The sequence below is a fragment of the Mitsuokella sp. oral taxon 131 str. W9106 genome (assembly GCF_000469545.1).
Taxonomy (GTDB): domain Bacteria; phylum Bacillota; class Negativicutes; order Selenomonadales; family Selenomonadaceae; genus AWVT01.
On the sequence record NZ_KI273058.1, the window covers coordinates 126,244 to 142,827 of the forward strand.

Below are 16,584 nucleotides of genomic sequence, written 5' to 3' on the forward strand. Positions count from 1 at the left end.
CTTCTGATTAGGCGTTATCCACAGGATACTATGAATAAATATCGATAATATGAATTTTTATTCTTCTCGACAAGGAGGGAAGAAGCGGTTCGCTCCCGCTGTGCAAGGCATGGGAATCCAATTGGGGAAAAAGTAATGAATAAAGATTTTCCGTAAAATCTTATCCACAGGAATGCGTGGACAACTTATTCCTTTTCCTGATTTTCCTGGATGACCGTGCGGACGGGATAGGGGATCTCGATGCCCTCGCTGCGGTAGCGCTTGATGAGCGCCTTGATGAACTCATGCTTCAAGCGGAACTGACGGTCGAAAAGGCTCGAATGCATGACGACGTTGAAGTTGATGCTCGAGTCGGCAAGCGTGTGGAAGGAGACGGCAGGCTCGGTCTTGACGTCCTCGTCCGTGCGCGCGAGCACCTCGCGCGCGACCTCAAGCGTCACGCGCTCGACCTTGTCGAGGTCGCTGTCGTAGGAGACGCCGACGGGAACGCTGATGATGATGTCGCGGCGCGGCATCGAGAAGTTCGTGATGTTCGACGAGGCGATTTTCTGGTTTGGGATGACGATCATGTTGCCGCCGCCGACGGGGATGATCGTCGTGAAGCGCCAGGTAATGTCCGTGACGCGCCCTTCCTCGCCCGTGCTCAGGCGGATGTAATCGTCGAGGCGGATCTGCTTCGAGAGGATGAGGTGCAGCCCGGCGAAGATGTTGGCGAGCGTCTCCTGCAGCGCGAGCGCGACGGCCATGCCGCCGACGCCCATCGCGGTGAGGATTGGCGCGACGGAGATGCCGTAGTACTGTAGGATGATGAGCACGCCCATCGCGTAGATGACGACGGTCAGGATGGTCGAGAGCAGCGTCGTCTTCGGCAGGTTCTCGCCACTCTTTTCGATCTGCCGCTCGATGACGCTGCCTACCGTGCGCGAGGTGACGCGTGTGATGGAGAGCACGATGACGGTGAACAGGATATAGGAAAACAGGCGGGCGAGGGAGTCGGGGATGTCGATCGTGTTGACGATCCAGTAGAGACCCGTGACGAGCGCGAGCGAGACGGGCACGCCGCGCAGGGCATTGATGAAAATGAAGCGCCAAGTGCCCTCTTCTATTTTCAAATGTTTCTTGATGCGGCGGTTGATGAGCTTGTCCACCGTGATGCCGGCTATGAGCGCACCGATCAGGATGCACAGCGGCAGGAGCATCTCCTCGGTGAGGTGCGCCCAGTCAATCCAGTCAATCTGTGGCAAGGGGATTCCTCCTTTCGCATGGGTTGAATTTACGGTCATTTCATTATACTATAGAACCGATAGAATGGAATAGCTTTTGCAGGAGGGATTTTTGTGACGGCAGTATTGCGCGAGGGTCCGCGCCTTCGGCTTCGAAAGGCGGATTTTGACGATTTGGATTTCATCATGGACTTGCAGCACGATGCGGAGAACAGCCCCTACATCGTCGCATTTGATCGGGACTTTCATACGAAAGTCATGGAGATCGGCAAGGCGTCGATGGACGTCATCGTCGAGGAAAAGGCGACGGGCGACCGCGTCGGCTACTTTCTCGTCAACGGACTCACGAATGAGGCGCACGAGATGGAGTGGACGCATGTCATCATGGCGAAAAAGGGCATGGGCTACGGGCATGAGGCGATGAAGCTCCTGAAGGCGTGGGCATTTGAGGACAAGAAATTCCACCGCGTTTGGCTCGACTGCAAGGACTACAATGCACGCGCGCTTCACCTCTACGAATCGGAGGGCATGGTGCGCGAGGGGCTTATCCGCGAGACGCTCCTGACAAATGGCGTCTACGAAAACCTTGTCGTGCTCGGCATCCTTGACCGCGAGTACGAGCAACGCAAGCGAGAGGGGAAAGAACTCTGAGAAGGCACGACAGGAGCAGCGCACGTAGGTATCGAATGGCTCAGATAGCGCATCGGCGCAAGGGACGATATCGGCGTGCCATGAACGCAATGAAAAGAAATCAGGCAAGTTTCGCGCGATGGGATGCGCGGGCAAGGAAGGACAGCATGGAAAAGATCAAGCGTGTATTCGTTATCGTACTCGACAGTCTCGGCATCGGCGCGGAGCCCGATGCGGCTGATTTTGGGGACGGCCCCGCATGCCATACGCTCAAGTCGATCGTTGGCTCAAAGCAATACAGCACACCGAATTTGCAGCAGATCGGCCTGTTCAATATCGACGGCGTCGGCTGCGGCACGCCGGCAGCGGATCCTATCGGATCCTTCGCGCGCCTGCGCGAGCTTTCGCGCGGCAAGGACACGACGACGGGGCATTGGGAGATGGCGGGCGTCGTCTCCGAGCGTCCGATGCCGACGTATCCAAACGGCTTCCCGCCGGAGGTCATCGCAAAGCTCGAGGCGGCATTTGGGAAGAAGATCCTCTGCAACAGGCCGTATTCCGGCACGCAGGTCATTTTGGACTACGGGCGCGAGCAGGAGGAGACGGGCGGGCTTATCGTCTACACATCAGCGGACAGCGTGCTGCAGATCGCGGCAAACGAGGCGGATGTGCCCGTCGAGACGCTCTACGGCTACTGCCGCAAGGCGCGTGCGATCATGCAGGGCGAGCACGGCGTCGGACGCATCATCGCGCGGCCCTACATCGGCCAGTACCCGGACTACGAGCGCACGCCGCGCCGCCACGATTTCTCGCTCGACCCGACGGGCGACACGATGCTTGACGCGCTCGCGCGAAAAGGGCTCGCGACGATCGGCGTCGGAAAGATCGCGGACATCTTTGCGGGGCGCTCCGTGAGCCGCAGCCTTGGCATCAACCGTGACAATGCCGACGGTATGAGAAAGACGCTTGCGCTCATGGACGAGGCTTTCACGGGGCTCGCGTTCGTCAATCTCGTCGACTTCGACATGGCGTACGGGCATCGGCGCGACATCGACGGCTACGCGGCGGCGATGACGGAGTTCGATGCGCAGTTCGGCGCGATGATGGAGAAGATGCAGGCGGGCGACGTCGTCATGATCACGGGGGACCACGGCTGTGATCCCGGCGCGCCCGGCACGGACCATACGCGCGAGTACGTGCCGCTTCTCGTTTACGGCAAGCCGATCAAGCAGGGCGCGAATCTCGGCACGTATCCGACGTTCGCGATGCTCGGTGCGACCGTCGCGGACATGTTCGGCGCACCGCTCACGACGAAGGGCGAGAGCCTGCTGCCGCGCCTCTTGGCGGAATGAACCGGCAAGGCGGCTGCATAGGGATGCACGGATTTGACGAATAGACGGATAGACGGATAAAGGAAGGGTTCCCCGATGCGGATGTACGATCTCATCACGAAGAAAAAACATGGAAAAGCGCTTAGCGAAGCAGAAATTTCATACATGATTGACGGCTATGTGAAAGACGCGATCCCCGACTACCAAATGGCAGCGATGCTCATGGCGATCTGTTTCTCCGGCATGACGGAGGAAGAGACGACGGCGCTGACGAAGGCGATGGCGGCGTCGGGCGACACGATGGATCTTTCCGCCATTGCGGGCGTGAAGGTAGACAAGCATTCGACGGGCGGCGTCGGCGACAAGACGACGCTCATCTGCGCACCGATCGTCGCTGCATGCGGCGCGAAGGTCGCGAAGATGAGCGGGCGCGGGCTCGGACACACGGGCGGCACGATCGATAAGCTTGAATCGATCCCCGGCTTTAAGGCGGTGATCCCGCAGGAGAAGTTCTTCGAAACGGTGCGCGCCTGTGGGCTCTCACTCATCGGGCAAACGGGAAACCTTGCGCCCGCCGACAAAAAGCTCTACGCGCTGCGCGACGTGACGGCGACGGTCGACAGCCTGCCGCTCATCGCGTCTTCCATCATGAGCAAGAAGCTCGCGGCAGGGAGCGACGCGATCCTTTTGGACGTCAAGACGGGTTCGGGCGCATTCATGAAGACGGAAGCGGATGCGATCGCGCTCGCGCGTGCGATGGTCGCGATCGGCGAGGGCGCAGGAAAGCGCACGGTCGCGCTCGTGACCGATATGGACGTGCCGCTCGGCCGTGCGATCGGCAACAGCCTTGAGGTTGCCGAGTCCATCGCCGTCCTGAAGGGCGAGGGACCGAAGGATCTCACGGAAGTATCGCTCACACTCGCGGCGCACATGCTCTTCCTTGCGGGAAGAGGCGATCTCGCAGCGTGCCGCAGGGCGGCGGAGGAGTCGGTTGCGAAGGGAACGGCGCTCGATCGCCTCTGCGCGATGGTGCGCGCACAAGGCGGCGATGACGCCGTGCTTCGAGACCCCTCGAAGTTCCCCGAGGCAATGGCCATGACGGAGATCCGCGCGAACGATTCCGGCTACATCACCGCGATGGATGCGGAGAAGATCGGCGAGACGGCCGTCGTCCTCGGCGCGGGGCGCGAGCGCAAGGACAGCGTCATCCATCCCGCCGCCGGCATCGTGCTTCGCAAAAAGTACGGTGAGCGCGTCGAAAAGGGAGAGAGCATCGCTGCGCTCTACACGGACAACACGATGGCATTCCGTGAGGCGGAGCGCATGTACCGAAGCGCGGTTGGGATCGGCGCGGAGGCGCCCGCAAGACGCCCGCTCATCTACGCGCAGGTCACAAAGGACGGTGTCGCGCGCTTTGAGGAGGCGGGCGCATGACAGACGAGAGACTCATTGAGGCCGCGCGGTCGTATCGCGAGCACGCCTACGTGCCGTATTCGCATTTCGCGGTCGGTGCAGCAGTGCTCGCAGCGGACGGCAGGGTGTTCGGCGGCTGCAACGTCGAGAACGCGAGCTATCCACTCACGAACTGCGCCGAACGCACGGCAATCCAAAAAGCAGTCTCAGAGGGGGCGCGGGAGCTTTGTGCCATCGCCGTCATCGCCGATACGGATGCGCCCTGCGCCCCGTGCGGCGCGTGCCGGCAGGTCATCGCGGAGTTCGGCATCGAACGCGTCGTCATGGCGAACTTGAACGGGGCGGTGCGCACGGTGCGCGCGGCGGAACTTTTGCCGTTCGCCTTTTCTGGGCGCGATCTCTGATGCGCCGAGCGAACGGACCATCGTTTTTGATTCGATCCCGTTCCGATTTCCAGGAGGGATTTCCATGTTTCTGTTTATGAATATGATCGGCATTTTCGTCTTTTTGGGCATCGCCGTCCTCTTTTCCAAGAAGCGCCATGAGATTCGATGGCGCAGCGCCTGCGTGCTCTTTGTTTTGAATCTTGTGCTCGCGGGATTCCTCATGGGATTTGAGGCGGGGAGACGCTGCGTCCGCTTGGCGGCGGACGGCTTCCATGCACTCATTCAGATTGCCTTTTCGGGCATCGCGTTCGTCTTTCCCGACTGGGTGAACGTTCCGCAGATGAATTTTTTTACGGCGGTACTGCTGCCGATTCTCTTCATCGTGCCGCTCTTCGATATCCTGACGTACTTTGGCATCCTGCCATTTCTGATTCGCTGGGTCGGCAAGGGCCTTTCCTGCATCACGGGAGCACCGAAGTTCGAAGCGTTTTTTTCGATCGAGATGATGTTTCTCGGCAACTCGGAAGCGCTGGCCGTCTCGAAGTTCCAGCTTTCGCGCATGAAGGCGGATCGGTGCCTTACGGTCGGGCTCATGTCGATGAGCTGTGTCACGGCGCCCGTCGTCGCATCCTACACGCAGCTGATGCCGCCTGCCTACGTGCTCGCGGCGATTCCGCTGAACGTCGTCAATGCGCTGCTCGTCTCGTCGATCCTTCACCCCGTGAAGATCGCACCGGAAGAGGATATCGCCGTGACGATTCGCACAGACGATGCGGAATGCGAGCCATTCTTCTCGTACCTCGCGAACTCCATCCTCAGTGCGGGCAGGCTTGTGCTCATCATTGGCGCGAACGTCATCGCGTTCGTCGCGCTCGCGAAATTCCTCGACGTATGCCTCGGTGCGGTCTATGCGGGGCTCTCGCTCGAAACCATTCTCGGCTGCATCTTGTTCCCGTTCGCATGGCTCATGGGGCTAAGCGCGAGTGAGGCATTTCAGATTGCACAGTACATGGGCGAAAAGCTCATCACGAACGAATTTGTCGTCATGCTTAGCCTGAAGGACGTCATCCATACGTACAGCCCGCACGTGCAGGCCGTGCTGACCGTCTTTTTGACCTCGTTTGCCAACCTCACGACGATCGGCATCCTGCTCGGCACGTTCCGCACACTTGTCGACACGAGCCGGCATGAGCTCATCGCACGGAACGTCGCCTATCTCGCACTCGCAGGCCTCCTGGTATCGCTTCTTTCGGCAGCTATGGCGGGACTTTTCGTGTGGTGAGGAGAAGGGGTGCAATGCACGTCATATAAAGGGGGAAGAAATTCGGCTCAGAAGCTCGAAGCATGGATTACGGCTGATGCGCAGCTTCTGCGCAGGAAGCTGCGCAAAGAGATGGACGCCTTGGACTGCGAGGGTCTCGAGGTGGGAAACAGGGAGGACGTCATACTCGCTGCAGACGTCTTCATCCTATGCAAATCTGGTGAAAACGCCATGCTTGAGGGATTGACACCGACTGGCTATTGATGATATAATCCATCCTGTTGCGGGCGGCTGTTGGCGTGCGCATAAAATTGAATTACCTTTATGGGTAGAGCATTTGGAGAGTTGTCCGAGTGGTTGAAGGAGCACGCCTGGAAAGCGTGTGTACGGTGATACTGTACCGAGAGTTCGAATCTCTCACTCTCCGCCATGACATGACACGCCTGTTACGAGGTAGCAGGCGTTTTCCTTTTGCTGCATTTTACAGATGGGTTCGTACGTAATATACGGTATATACTGTCCTTGGTCTCAGGTACGTTTTAGGAAGGATGTTTTCATGGGAAAGCAAGAACAGCAGGCGAATTGGATCGGAAGGTTTCGCGCCTTCTTGCCTGCGCTCGTCATCACGCTCCTTTGCTCCTTGCTCGGCAAGGAGCTTGCGGGGCTTCCTGGGCTTTCGCTCGTCGGCCACTTGGTGCTCGCGCTGCTCCTCGGCATGCTCGTCCAGCTCGTGCGCGCCATCAAGGCGTCGGCGCGCGCGAGCGGCACGGGCTTTATTGCGAATAAGTTCCTGCGCGCGGGCATCATTCTGCTTGGCTTCAAGCTCAATTTGGCCCTGCTCCTCCACGAGGGGCTGAAGGGACTCGAAGCGGCGGTCTTCATGGTGACGGTCATGCTGGTCCTGAACTACGCGCTCGCGCGTCTCTTCAAGGTCGACCATACGCTCGCGATGCTTACGGCATGCGGCTGCAGCATATGCGGCGCGGCAGCGGTCATGGGCGTTTCGGCGCCCTTGAAGGCAAAGGCGGACCAGTCTGTCCTCGCCGTCGCGATCGTCGCGATCCTCGGCACGCTCTTCACGCTCGTCGAGGTTGGGCTGCTGCCCGTGCTGCACTTTACGAACGCACAGTTCGGCACGATGGCGGGGTTAAGCCTGCATGAGATCGCGCACGCTGTCGCAGCGGGAGGCAGTGCGGGACAGGCTGGCACGGATTCCGCGATCATTGCGAAACTCTCTCGCGTGCTGCTCCTCGCGCCCGTTGCGCTCATCATCGGTCTCATCGAAATGAGACGCAGCGCGAAGGCAGAGGGCGGCAAGCTCTCCGTTCCCATCCCGTACTTCATGGGGGGATTTATTCTCGCGAGCGCCGTCGGCTCGTATCTCGGTCTTTCAGCGGATTTTTTAGGCACTCTTGTGAATCTTGCCTATCTCTTGCTTGGGATGGCTATGGCAGCGCTTGGCATCAACGTCAATTTCGACGTCATCGCGAAGAGCGGCGCGCGCCCCTTTGCGAGTGCGGCAATCTGCTCCTGCATCATGCTCGCTCTCGCCTATGCGGTTGTGAGCCATTTCTTCTAAGGCGGCCGCATGCATTACGGGGGATCGCAAGTTGACGGGCCTAGGCAAAGATGGTAAGATGTGGGCAGTTTCAAGAGGGACGTTTTGACCGAAAGAGAGAGGCGTGAAGGCAGTCGTCTCGCGCGCCGTGATGGCATGGAAGCTGCGTTTGGCGCGCATAAGGGGAAATGGAAATGCGGCCTGCTTGGCCCGATGCGCCGATGGACGGTCCGCCTGCGCTGCCTGATCGGCCGTTTGCCGCGACGTGAAGTTGACGAATCGCCTTGGAAATGATAAGATAGCAATAGGTTCAAGAAGGAGTTTTGAAATCAAAAGTTCCTTTTCCAGGTCGGGCTGCAGTGTTCGGGTCTTGCGCAATGGGATCTCATGAACCACGTCAGGTCCGGAAGGAAGCAGCGTTAAGTGAATCGTCTCATGTGCCGTGAGGGTGCCTGGGGACTGCGGTTCGACGTGAAAAAGGAAGGCAGCTTCGCGTTCGCGGGGCTGCTTTTTCTGTATGCGGCAGTCGGCGAGCCGATGAAAGGAGAAGGGCTATGGCTTATGTTGCGCTGTATCGCAAATGGCGTCCGGGAACGTTTTCCGATCTCGTCGGGCAGGATGCCGTGAGCCGCACGCTCGCAAACGCGATCGAAAGCGGGCGCATCGGCCATGCCTACCTCTTCTCTGGTCCGCGCGGCACGGGCAAGACGAGCACGGCAAAGATTCTCGCGAAAGGGCTCAACTGCGCGCATGGACCGACGGCGGAGCCATGCGGGACCTGCGAAGCGTGCAAGCGCATCGCAGACGGCTCTTCGATGGATGTCTTTGAGATCGACGCGGCGTCGAACCGCGGCATCGACGAGATTCGCGATCTGCGCGAGAAGGTGAAGTTTGCACCCGTCGACGGGCGGTATAAAGTCTACATCATCGACGAGGTGCACATGCTGACGATGGAGGCGTTCAACGCGCTCCTGAAGACGCTCGAGGAGCCGCCAGCGCACGTCGTATTCATCCTCGCGACGACGGAGGCACATAAAGTTCCCGCGACGATACAGTCGCGCTGTCAGCGCTTCGATTTCCGCCGCATCACGGCGGAGGAGATCCGCGCACGCCTCGCCTATGTCGCAAAGGAGAGCGGCATCGAAGCGGAGGAGCCGGCGCTCGCGCTCATCGCCGTACAGGCGGACGGCGGCATGCGGGATGCGCTCTCGATCCTCGATCAGTGCTCTGCCGTCGCGGGCGGCAAGGTCACGGCAAAGAGTGTGAGCCGCGTGCTCGGGCTCATCGGGCACGAGTGGATATTCCGCATGACGCGTGCCGTTGCGGAAGGCAGGACGCAGGAGATCCTGGCGGGGCTCGCGCAGCTCATTCAGGGCGGCAAGGATCTCAGGCAGGTGCTCGTCGAACTCACGCTGCACCTGCGGAGCCTCATGATTTTTCAGGCGGCGGGGACGGTAGAGGAGATGGATCTCTACGCGGAGCCAGAAGATGTGCTGAAAGCACAGAGCGCATGCTTTTCGACGGCGCGCATCATGCAGATGATCCGCCGCCTTCACGAGGCGCTTGCGGAGCTCAAGTGGTCGCCGCAGCCGCGTATCACGGTCGAGGTCGCGCTGCTCGCACTGGCGCAGCCCGAGATGGAAGGGCATGTGCCGCCCGTAGCATCTGCTGCTCCTGCAAAAAGCGGAGCGCAAGACGGCGCGCGCCTGGCTGAGCTTGAGGCGAAGGTTGCCTCTCTTTCAGCGGCGCTTTCCGCGATTCCTGCACCGAAAGCGCGTGCGCCGCAGCGCGTGCGCATGGAAAAGGCAGCAGAAGAGAGCGGACGCATCCCACCCGCATTGGCGCCTGCCTCCCCGATGGCACCTGCCGCTTCGCATGCGGTTCGCCGAGCACCTGCCTCAGCGGAAGCGAAGGAGGTCTACGCGCGGCTGCTCAAGCGGCTCGAAGGCAATCCCTCTGCGCATGCCTGCTTTCAGGACGGGAAGCCTGCGGGCATGACGGAAAGCACCTTCACCGTCGCGTTCAACAGCTCCATGCGGCCGTCGCTCGCACGGATTTTCAGCCGGACGGTAGAGCGCATCCTGCACGAGGAAACGGGATATGCACTGCGCCTTATCTGCACGGGCGAAGACGATTCGCCGGTCCTGCCGCGCAGGACCGGCGAAAAGCGGCGGGGAAAGAAGGCGATGCCGGCTGCGCCGAAGAAGGAGTTCGATCTCGATTCGGTCGCGCCGGAGGAGCGCGCGCCGCTTCAAAATGCGATGCACATCCTAGGCGGCACGGTGGAGGTCGTCGAAGTGCCGGACGATGATGCGCCAGATGCGCCGCATGGCGCCGACGCACACTGCGATGTGCCGCTACCAGACGATCCGCCGCCGCTGTCGGACGCAGACGCGCCGAAGGACGAGCCGAGCGGTTGACGATAGAGGGCAATTTTGATAGGCTAATAGGTGGATGCTGTAGATAAGACCGAAAGGGGCATTGTGATGTTTGGTGGAATGGGCAACATGGGCAATATGGCCGGCATGATGAAAAAAGTCCAGAAAATGCAGAACGAAATGAAGAAGATGCAGGACGAGTTAAAGCGGAAGACGGTCGAGGTCACGGCGGGCGGAGGAGCCGTCAAGATCGTCATGGACGGTGAGAAGCAGGTGCAGAGCCTTCGGATCGATCCGGCAGCGGTCGATCCGGAGGACGTGGAGATGCTGCAGGATCTCGTCTCGGCCGCATTCAACGAGGCGGTCAAGAAAGTCGACGATATGATGGCGTCTGAGATGGGCAAGCTCACGAGCGGTCTCGGCCTGCCGCCGGGACTTCTCTGATGCAGTACATCGCGCCGCTCGCCCGTCTCATCGAGCACTTTCGCACCTTGCCGGGCATCGGCAGCAAGACTGCCGTGCGCCTTGCCTATCACGTTCTTGACATGGATGCCGGGAAGGCGCGCGCGCTCGCTTCGGCGATCCTTGAGGCGAAGGAGAAGATCGGCCTTTGCAGCGTCTGCCAGAACCTCAGCGATGAAGATCCGTGCGCGATCTGCAAGTCGGAGGCGCGCGACCACTCCGTGATCTGCGTTGTCGAGCAGCCGCAGGACGTCGCGGCGATGGAGCGCATGCGGGATTTTCGTGGAACATACCACGTGCTCCACGGCGCGCTGTCCCCGCTCGAAGGCATAGGCCCCGGCGACATCCGGATCAAGGAGCTGCTCGCGCGTCTTTCCGGTGATACGGTCAAGGAAATCATCATGGCGACGAACCCGAATGTCGAGGGCGAGGCGACGGCGATGTACCTCGCGAAGCTCATCAAGCCCCTCGGGATCACGGTCACGCGCATTGCGCATGGGCTTCCCATCGGCGGCGATCTCGAGTACGCCGACGAGGTCACGCTCGCGAAGGCCATGGAAAATCGGAGGGAAATCTAATGCTTGAAATCATCGTGGCATTTGCCATTGGACTCATCGTTCTCGGGCTCATCGGAAAGATTGTATCGCTGCCCTTTCGCCTCGTGTGGAAACTCGTGACAAACAGCGTTGCCGGCGCGGTCATTCTCTTCGTGGTCAAGCTCGTCGCGACCAAGGTCGAAATCACCTTTTTGAGCGCGCTGATCGTGGGTGTGTTCGGCGTGCCGGGCGTCGTTGCCGTGCTGCTCTACACGTACCATGGGCATTGAGAGCCGTGCCGGCACGGCCCGTCTTTGGCCCGCCATTTGATTTTGGGAAATCCCTTTACATTTCAAGTGGAATTTTTTACAATAGAGTCAGAACGTTTTAATCCAAGCGAAAAGCTATTGCAACCATAGGAGATGTTCGCATGATTAAGAAAGCGATTGCCGTAATGACATCTGGTGGCGACTCGCCGGGCATGAATGCCGCAGCACGTGCCGTCGTCCGAACGGCGCTCTACGAAGGCGTCGGGGTCTACGGTATCCATAACGGCTATCAGGGCATGGTCGATGACGACATCGAGAAGCTTACATCGCGCAGCGTCAGTGACCTCATCCAGCGCGGCGGAACGTTCCTCGGAACGGCGCGATGCATGGAGTTCAAGACGCCTGAGGGACGCAAAAAGGCGTTTGACAACCTCGTGAAGCACGGCATCGAAGGGCTTGTCATCATCGGCGGCGACGGCTCGCTCACGGGCGGAAGCCTCCTATCGAGGGAGACGGGACTTCCGATCGTCGGGCTTCCAGGCACGATCGACAACGACGTTTGGGGCATGGATTACACGATCGGCTGCGATACGGCAGCGAACACGATCGTCGACGCGATCAACAAACTGCGCGACACGGCATCCGCACACCGCCGCATCATCCTCGTTGAGGTCATGGGGCGCAATTCGGGCTGGCTCGCCATGATGAGCGGAATCGCAGGCGGCGCCGAGTACATCCTGGTGCCGGAGGTGAAGTTCAACGTCGATACGATGTGCAAGGAACTCAAGGAGATGTACGAAAAAGGCAAGCGCTACAGCATTGTCGTCGTTGCGGAGGGCGCCGGCTCTGCCGTCGAGATCGGCAAGGAAGTCGAGAAGAAGACGGGCATCGATACGCGCGTTTCCGTGCTCGGCTACATCCAGCGCGGGGGCTCGCCATCCGTGCAGGATCGCATGCGCGCGTCCATGCTCGGCGAAAAGGCGGCGCTCGCGATCATCTCCGGTGCGACGAATATCGTCTTCGGCTTCAACGAAGGACGGGTTGTCGGCGTCAACCTCTTTGACGCAGTCAACAACAAGAGAACGCTCAACCCGGAGCTCGTGCGCCTCTCGCGCGTGCTCGCATGATCCTAGGGAACCCAAAAGCTCCCCTGCGGAATGTGCTGGTTCCGCAGGGGAGCTTTCGTCTGCCGCCAAACGTGTGAAATGCGTTTACATGATGCTGCCGGGGAAGCGGAGCGTCGCGAAGTAGTCCTCGACTGTCTGCGCGCGGCGGATGAGCTCGACGCTTCCATCGGTCTGGAGCAGGAGCTCGGCACACCAAAGCTTTCCGTTGTAGTTGAAGCCCATCGCGCTGCCGTGCGCGCCTGTGTCATGGATGATGACGCGGTCGCCGATGTCGATCTTCGGCAGCTTGCGATCGATCGCAAACTTATCGTTGTTTTCGCAGAGCGAGCCCGTGATGTCGTAGACGTGGTCGCAGGGCTCGTTTTCCTTGCCCGCGATCGTGATGTGGTGGTAGGCTCCATACATCGCGGGACGCATGAGGTTTGCCATGCAGGAATCGAGCCCGATGTAATGCTTGTAGGTGTCCTTCTCGTGCAGCACGGTCGAGACGAGCCAGCCGGCATTTCCCGTGATCGCGCGGCCGCACTCGGTCATCATATGGACGTCGCCGAGACCTTCGGGCACCATCATCTCATCGTAGAGCTTGTGGATGCTATCGCCGATTGCGGGAAGATCGAGCGGCTCCTCTTCGGGGCGGTAGGGGATGCCGAAACCGCCGCCGATATTGACGAACTCGACATGGATGCCGCAGCGCTTCTTGAGCTCGATGGCGAGGGAGAAGAGGAGCTGCGCCGTGAAGCGGAATGCCTCGGGGCGGCGCTCATTCGATGCGACCATCGTGTGGAGGCCGAAGCGGCGAACGCCCATCTCCTTCGCGCGGCGGTACCCCTCAAAGAGCTGATCGCGCGTGAGGCCGTACTTCGCCTCGGTCGGCTTGCCGATGATTGCGTTGCCCTCCATGAGGTCGCCTGGATTATAGCGGAAGCAGAGCACTTCGGGGAGTCCTGCGACGCGCTTTAGGAAGTCGAGGTGCGTGATGTCGTCGAGGTTGATCGTCGCGCCGAGCTCGATTGCTTTCTGGAACTCGTCAGCGGGCGTGTCGTTCGATGTCAGCAGGATCTCGCTTCCCTTGACGCCCGCTGCATCCGAGATGAGGAGCTCGGCGATGCTGCTGTTGTCCGTGCCGGCGCCTGCCTCATGGAGAAGCTGCACGATGCGCGGGTTCGGCAGCGCCTTGACGGCAAATTGCTCGCGGTACTTTGGCGCCCACGCAAAGGCATTCTGAAATGCGTGGAGATTGCCGAGAATCGTGCGCTCGTCGTAAAGGTGGAACGGCGTCGGATAGGTTCGGATGAGTTCCTCAAGCCGCTCCCTGGAGAGGGGGAAGGTCTTCTTGCTCATAAAATTCCTCCGGATAAACTTTCATCATAGAGAATGATTCTCTCAACTTAAATGTCGACTTATTATAACAAAATAGGAATACTACTGTCAATTCCTATAATAAAACCACATGGGCGCATGCTTTTGCAGGAGGCCTGCATATTGACAGTGCATAGGGCGTGATGTAGAATGATTACACTGTGAGCGTTTGCGATAAAGTACGGCACTTTGCCGCAGGCGGTTCTTGTGAAATCCGAAATATCCTACAAATTATCCTAATACTAATATGTTAAAAGGAGTGCGACTTTCATGCCGGATTACGTATTGGCCTTCATGATCGCAGCAGTCGTGACGCTTCTCGTCACGCCGGCCGTGATTGCGCTTGCGGCAAAAACGGGAGCGATGGATGCGCCTGACGCGCGCAAGGTGCATAAACATCCGATCCCGCGCATCGGCGGAATCGGCATATACTTTGCCTTTATGGTCGCCGTCTGCATCGTGCTCAGTCTCATGGAGCTGACGACGGAGGCGAAGGGCGAAATGATTGGGCTTCTCGTGAGCGGATCGATCATCGTGCTCGTCGGCATCATCGACGACTATAAGAACCTCCCTGCGAAGGTCAAGCTGCTCGGGCAGATCATGGCGGCTTCTGTCCTCGTCTTCGCCTTTGATGTGCGCATCGATTTCGTCACCGATCCGTTCGGCGACTACATTTTCCTCGAGGCGTTTGCGGCGCCTGCGACGATTTTTTGGCTGGTCGGTCTTACGAACACGGTCAACCTCATCGATGGGCTTGACGGTCTTGCAGCCGGCGTCTCGATGATTGCCGCGATCACGATTTGCCTCGTCGCGCTGCAGCAGGGCATTCTCCTTGTCGCCATTTTGACGGCAGCGATTGCGGGCGCGGCGGTCGGCTTTCTCTACTATAACTTCAATCCGGCGCGCATTTTCATGGGCGATTCAGGCAGTATGTTCCTCGGCTTCATGCTCGCGGGCATTTCCGTCATCGGCGCGGTGAAGAGCGCGGCGACGATCGCGCTCATCGTGCCGATCCTCGCGCTCGGGCTTCCCATCCTCGACACGACGTTTGCGATCGTGCGCCGCTATCGGGGCGGCGTCCCGATCTTCAAGCCGGACAAGGGACACCTCCATCATCGCCTCTTGGATCTCGGCTTTACGCAGCGGCAGGCCGTCCTTCTCATGTACGTCATCAGTGCGCTCTTGGGACTCAGTGCTGTCGCGCTCACGGAGGTCAGCAACCAAGCGGCGGCTCTCATCGTGCTCATCGTTGTCGCAGCCGTCCTGCTCGGCGCGAAAAAGCTCGGCATTTTCCGCCTCAACGATTCCGCACATCAGCATTAAGGCTTCGGCTTTCAAGGAGGCTTTTGCATGGATAAGAAGATCAAGGTCATGACGGTGTTCGGCACGCGGCCGGAGGCGATCAAGATGGCGCCGATCGTGTTGGAGCTGCAGAAGCATCCCGATACGATCACGCCCGTCGTCGCCGTGACGGCACAGCACCGTGAAATGCTCGATCAGGTGCTTCGCCTCTTTAAGATCAAGCCGGACTACGATCTCGATATCATGGCGGCGGGGCAGACGCTCTTCGACATCACGACGAAGGTCATGCGAGGCCTCGACGACGTGCTGACGAAGGAGAAGCCCGACATCGTCCTCGTTCACGGCGACACGACGACGACGTTCGCGGGCGCGCTCGCGGCATACTACCATCAGACGCCTGTCGGTCACGTCGAAGCGGGGCTTCGCACAGGCGACAAATACGCGCCGTTCCCCGAAGAGATGAATCGCAGGCTCACGGGGTGCATCGCAGATCTCAATTTCGCGCCGACGGAGACATCGGAGGCGAATCTCCTCGCTGAGAACGTGCCGCCTGAGACGATTTTCGTGACGGGCAACACGGTCATCGACGCGCTCCACCATACCGTGCAGGATGCGTTTTCATTCGATGATGACCGCTTGAAGCAGGTCGAGTTTGGCAAAAAGCGTGTCATTCTCGTGACGACGCACCGCCGCGAGAACCTCGGCGAGCCGATGCGCCACGTTTACAGGGCGCTCCGTCGGCTCGTGAACGAGTTCGACGATGTGGAGATCGTGTTCCCCGTCCACAGGAATCCGAAAGTGCGCGAGATCGTCAACGAGGAGCTCGGCGGGCTCCGCAACGTCAAGCTCATTGATCCGCTCGACTACGAGCCGTTTGCGAACCTCATGCACCGCGCGCATATCATCCTGACGGATTCGGGCGGCGTGCAGGAGGAGGCGCCTGCGCTCGGCAAGCCCGTCCTCGTCCTGCGCGACACGACGGAGCGCCCCGAAGCCGTTTCGGCGGGCACGGTGAAGCTTATCGGAACGGACTGCGCGCGCGTCTACGAGGAGACGAAGCGCCTCCTCGTGGACGAGGCGGCGTACAGCCGTATGGCGGAGGCGGTCAATCCCTACGGAGACGGGCAGGCGGCGCGCCGCATCATCGAGGCGATCCTCTATCATTTCCACTTGGCAGAAGATCGTCCCGACGTGTTTATGGCATGAGGTCATGCCCGTAAGGCCTCGCTGCAGTGCACGCATGGACATGGGCGCGCTGCAGCGAGGCCGCATGCAAGAAAGCCCTCTGATGATCCGGCCGGGTCGTTTTGCCCAAATGAATGCGTTTGGCAAGCGGATGCCTTTAGGAG

General features: G+C 59.7%; 15 protein-coding genes, 1 tRNA gene and 1 other RNA gene. 15 read left to right on the top strand and 2 right to left on the bottom strand.

The annotated features are described in order from the left end of the window. Nucleotides 1–185: 185 nt before the first annotated feature. Nucleotides 186–1,199, bottom strand: coding sequence for a mechanosensitive ion channel family protein (locus HMPREF1985_RS04905; RefSeq protein ID WP_231385171.1), 1,014 nt, complete (start codon nt 1,197–1,199; stop codon nt 186–188). A 138-nt stretch (nt 1,200–1,337) separates the two neighbouring features. On the opposite strand from HMPREF1985_RS04905, the gene HMPREF1985_RS04910 reads away from it, so the two are divergent. The 13 genes from HMPREF1985_RS04910 (at nt 1,338) to pfkA (ending at nt 12,574) form a co-directional block, all read left to right on the top strand. Then, entirely contained in the window at nt 1,338–1,874 is a 537-nt protein-coding gene (locus HMPREF1985_RS04910) for a GNAT family N-acetyltransferase (protein ID WP_021771396.1), read from the top strand. A gap of 146 nt (nt 1,875–2,020) precedes the next feature. Then, nucleotides 2,021–3,205, top strand: coding sequence for a phosphopentomutase (locus tag HMPREF1985_RS04915; RefSeq protein WP_040637123.1), 1,185 nt, complete (start codon nt 2,021–2,023; stop codon nt 3,203–3,205). A gap of 75 nt (nt 3,206–3,280) precedes the next feature. Beyond that, complete coding sequence (locus HMPREF1985_RS04920) at nt 3,281–4,618, top strand: pyrimidine-nucleoside phosphorylase (RefSeq protein ID WP_021771398.1); 1,338 nt, start codon at nt 3,281–3,283, stop codon at nt 4,616–4,618. Beyond that, nucleotides 4,615–5,001: a cytidine deaminase gene (locus HMPREF1985_RS04925; RefSeq protein ID WP_021771399.1), complete on the top strand. Its 387-nt coding sequence runs from the start codon at nt 4,615–4,617 to the stop codon at nt 4,999–5,001. Before HMPREF1985_RS04920 ends, HMPREF1985_RS04925 begins: the two co-directional genes overlap by 4 nt. A gap of 64 nt (nt 5,002–5,065) precedes the next feature. Beyond that, complete coding sequence (locus tag HMPREF1985_RS04930) at nt 5,066–6,265, top strand: NupC/NupG family nucleoside CNT transporter (RefSeq protein ID WP_021771400.1); 1,200 nt, start codon at nt 5,066–5,068, stop codon at nt 6,263–6,265. A 318-nt stretch (nt 6,266–6,583) separates the two neighbouring features. Further along, nucleotides 6,584–6,674: transfer RNA gene (locus HMPREF1985_RS04940), tRNA-Ser, on the top strand. A gap of 126 nt (nt 6,675–6,800) precedes the next feature. After that, nucleotides 6,801–7,823 (top strand): YeiH family protein, encoded by a 1,023-nt coding sequence (locus HMPREF1985_RS04945; RefSeq protein ID WP_040637126.1) that lies wholly within the window; start codon nt 6,801–6,803, stop codon nt 7,821–7,823. 216 nt (nt 7,824–8,039) lie between these two features. After that, nucleotides 8,040–8,292, top strand: an RNA gene (ffs, locus tag HMPREF1985_RS10995) — signal recognition particle sRNA large type. Nucleotides 8,293–8,356: 64 nt separating this feature from the next. Then, on the top strand, nt 8,357–10,222 hold the full coding sequence (gene dnaX, locus HMPREF1985_RS04950; RefSeq protein WP_040637127.1) for a DNA polymerase III subunit gamma/tau: 1,866 nt from the start codon (nt 8,357–8,359) through the stop codon (nt 10,220–10,222). Nucleotides 10,223–10,288: 66 nt separating this feature from the next. Continuing rightward, nucleotides 10,289–10,624, top strand: a complete 336-nt coding sequence (locus HMPREF1985_RS04955) for a YbaB/EbfC family nucleoid-associated protein (RefSeq protein ID WP_040637128.1) — start codon at nt 10,289–10,291, stop codon at nt 10,622–10,624. Beyond that, nucleotides 10,624–11,220: a recombination mediator RecR gene (gene recR / locus HMPREF1985_RS04960; protein WP_021771406.1), complete on the top strand. Its 597-nt coding sequence runs from the start codon at nt 10,624–10,626 to the stop codon at nt 11,218–11,220. The genes HMPREF1985_RS04955 and recR overlap by 1 nt, the downstream gene beginning before the upstream one ends. After that, nucleotides 11,220–11,468, top strand: coding sequence for a pro-sigmaK processing inhibitor BofA family protein (locus HMPREF1985_RS04965; protein ID WP_021771407.1), 249 nt, complete (start codon nt 11,220–11,222; stop codon nt 11,466–11,468). Before recR ends, HMPREF1985_RS04965 begins: the two co-directional genes overlap by 1 nt. Nucleotides 11,469–11,608: 140 nt before the next feature. Then, complete coding sequence (gene pfkA, locus HMPREF1985_RS04970) at nt 11,609–12,574, top strand: 6-phosphofructokinase (RefSeq protein ID WP_021771408.1); 966 nt, start codon at nt 11,609–11,611, stop codon at nt 12,572–12,574. A gap of 84 nt (nt 12,575–12,658) precedes the next feature. On the opposite strand, the gene HMPREF1985_RS04975 is transcribed toward pfkA, so the two are convergent. After that, nucleotides 12,659–13,915, bottom strand: coding sequence for a diaminopimelate decarboxylase family protein (locus HMPREF1985_RS04975; RefSeq protein WP_021771409.1), 1,257 nt, complete (start codon nt 13,913–13,915; stop codon nt 12,659–12,661). A 288-nt stretch (nt 13,916–14,203) separates the two neighbouring features. On the opposite strand from HMPREF1985_RS04975, the gene HMPREF1985_RS04980 reads away from it, so the two are divergent. Beyond that, nucleotides 14,204–15,256 carry a glycosyltransferase family 4 protein gene (locus HMPREF1985_RS04980; RefSeq protein WP_021771410.1) on the top strand — a complete coding sequence of 351 codons (1,053 nt, stop codon included), beginning with the start codon at nt 14,204–14,206 and terminating at the stop codon, nt 15,254–15,256. A gap of 27 nt (nt 15,257–15,283) precedes the next feature. Next, nucleotides 15,284–16,441: a non-hydrolyzing UDP-N-acetylglucosamine 2-epimerase gene (gene wecB, locus HMPREF1985_RS04985; protein WP_021771411.1), complete on the top strand. Its 1,158-nt coding sequence runs from the start codon at nt 15,284–15,286 to the stop codon at nt 16,439–16,441. Nucleotides 16,442–16,584 lie beyond the last annotated feature (143 nt).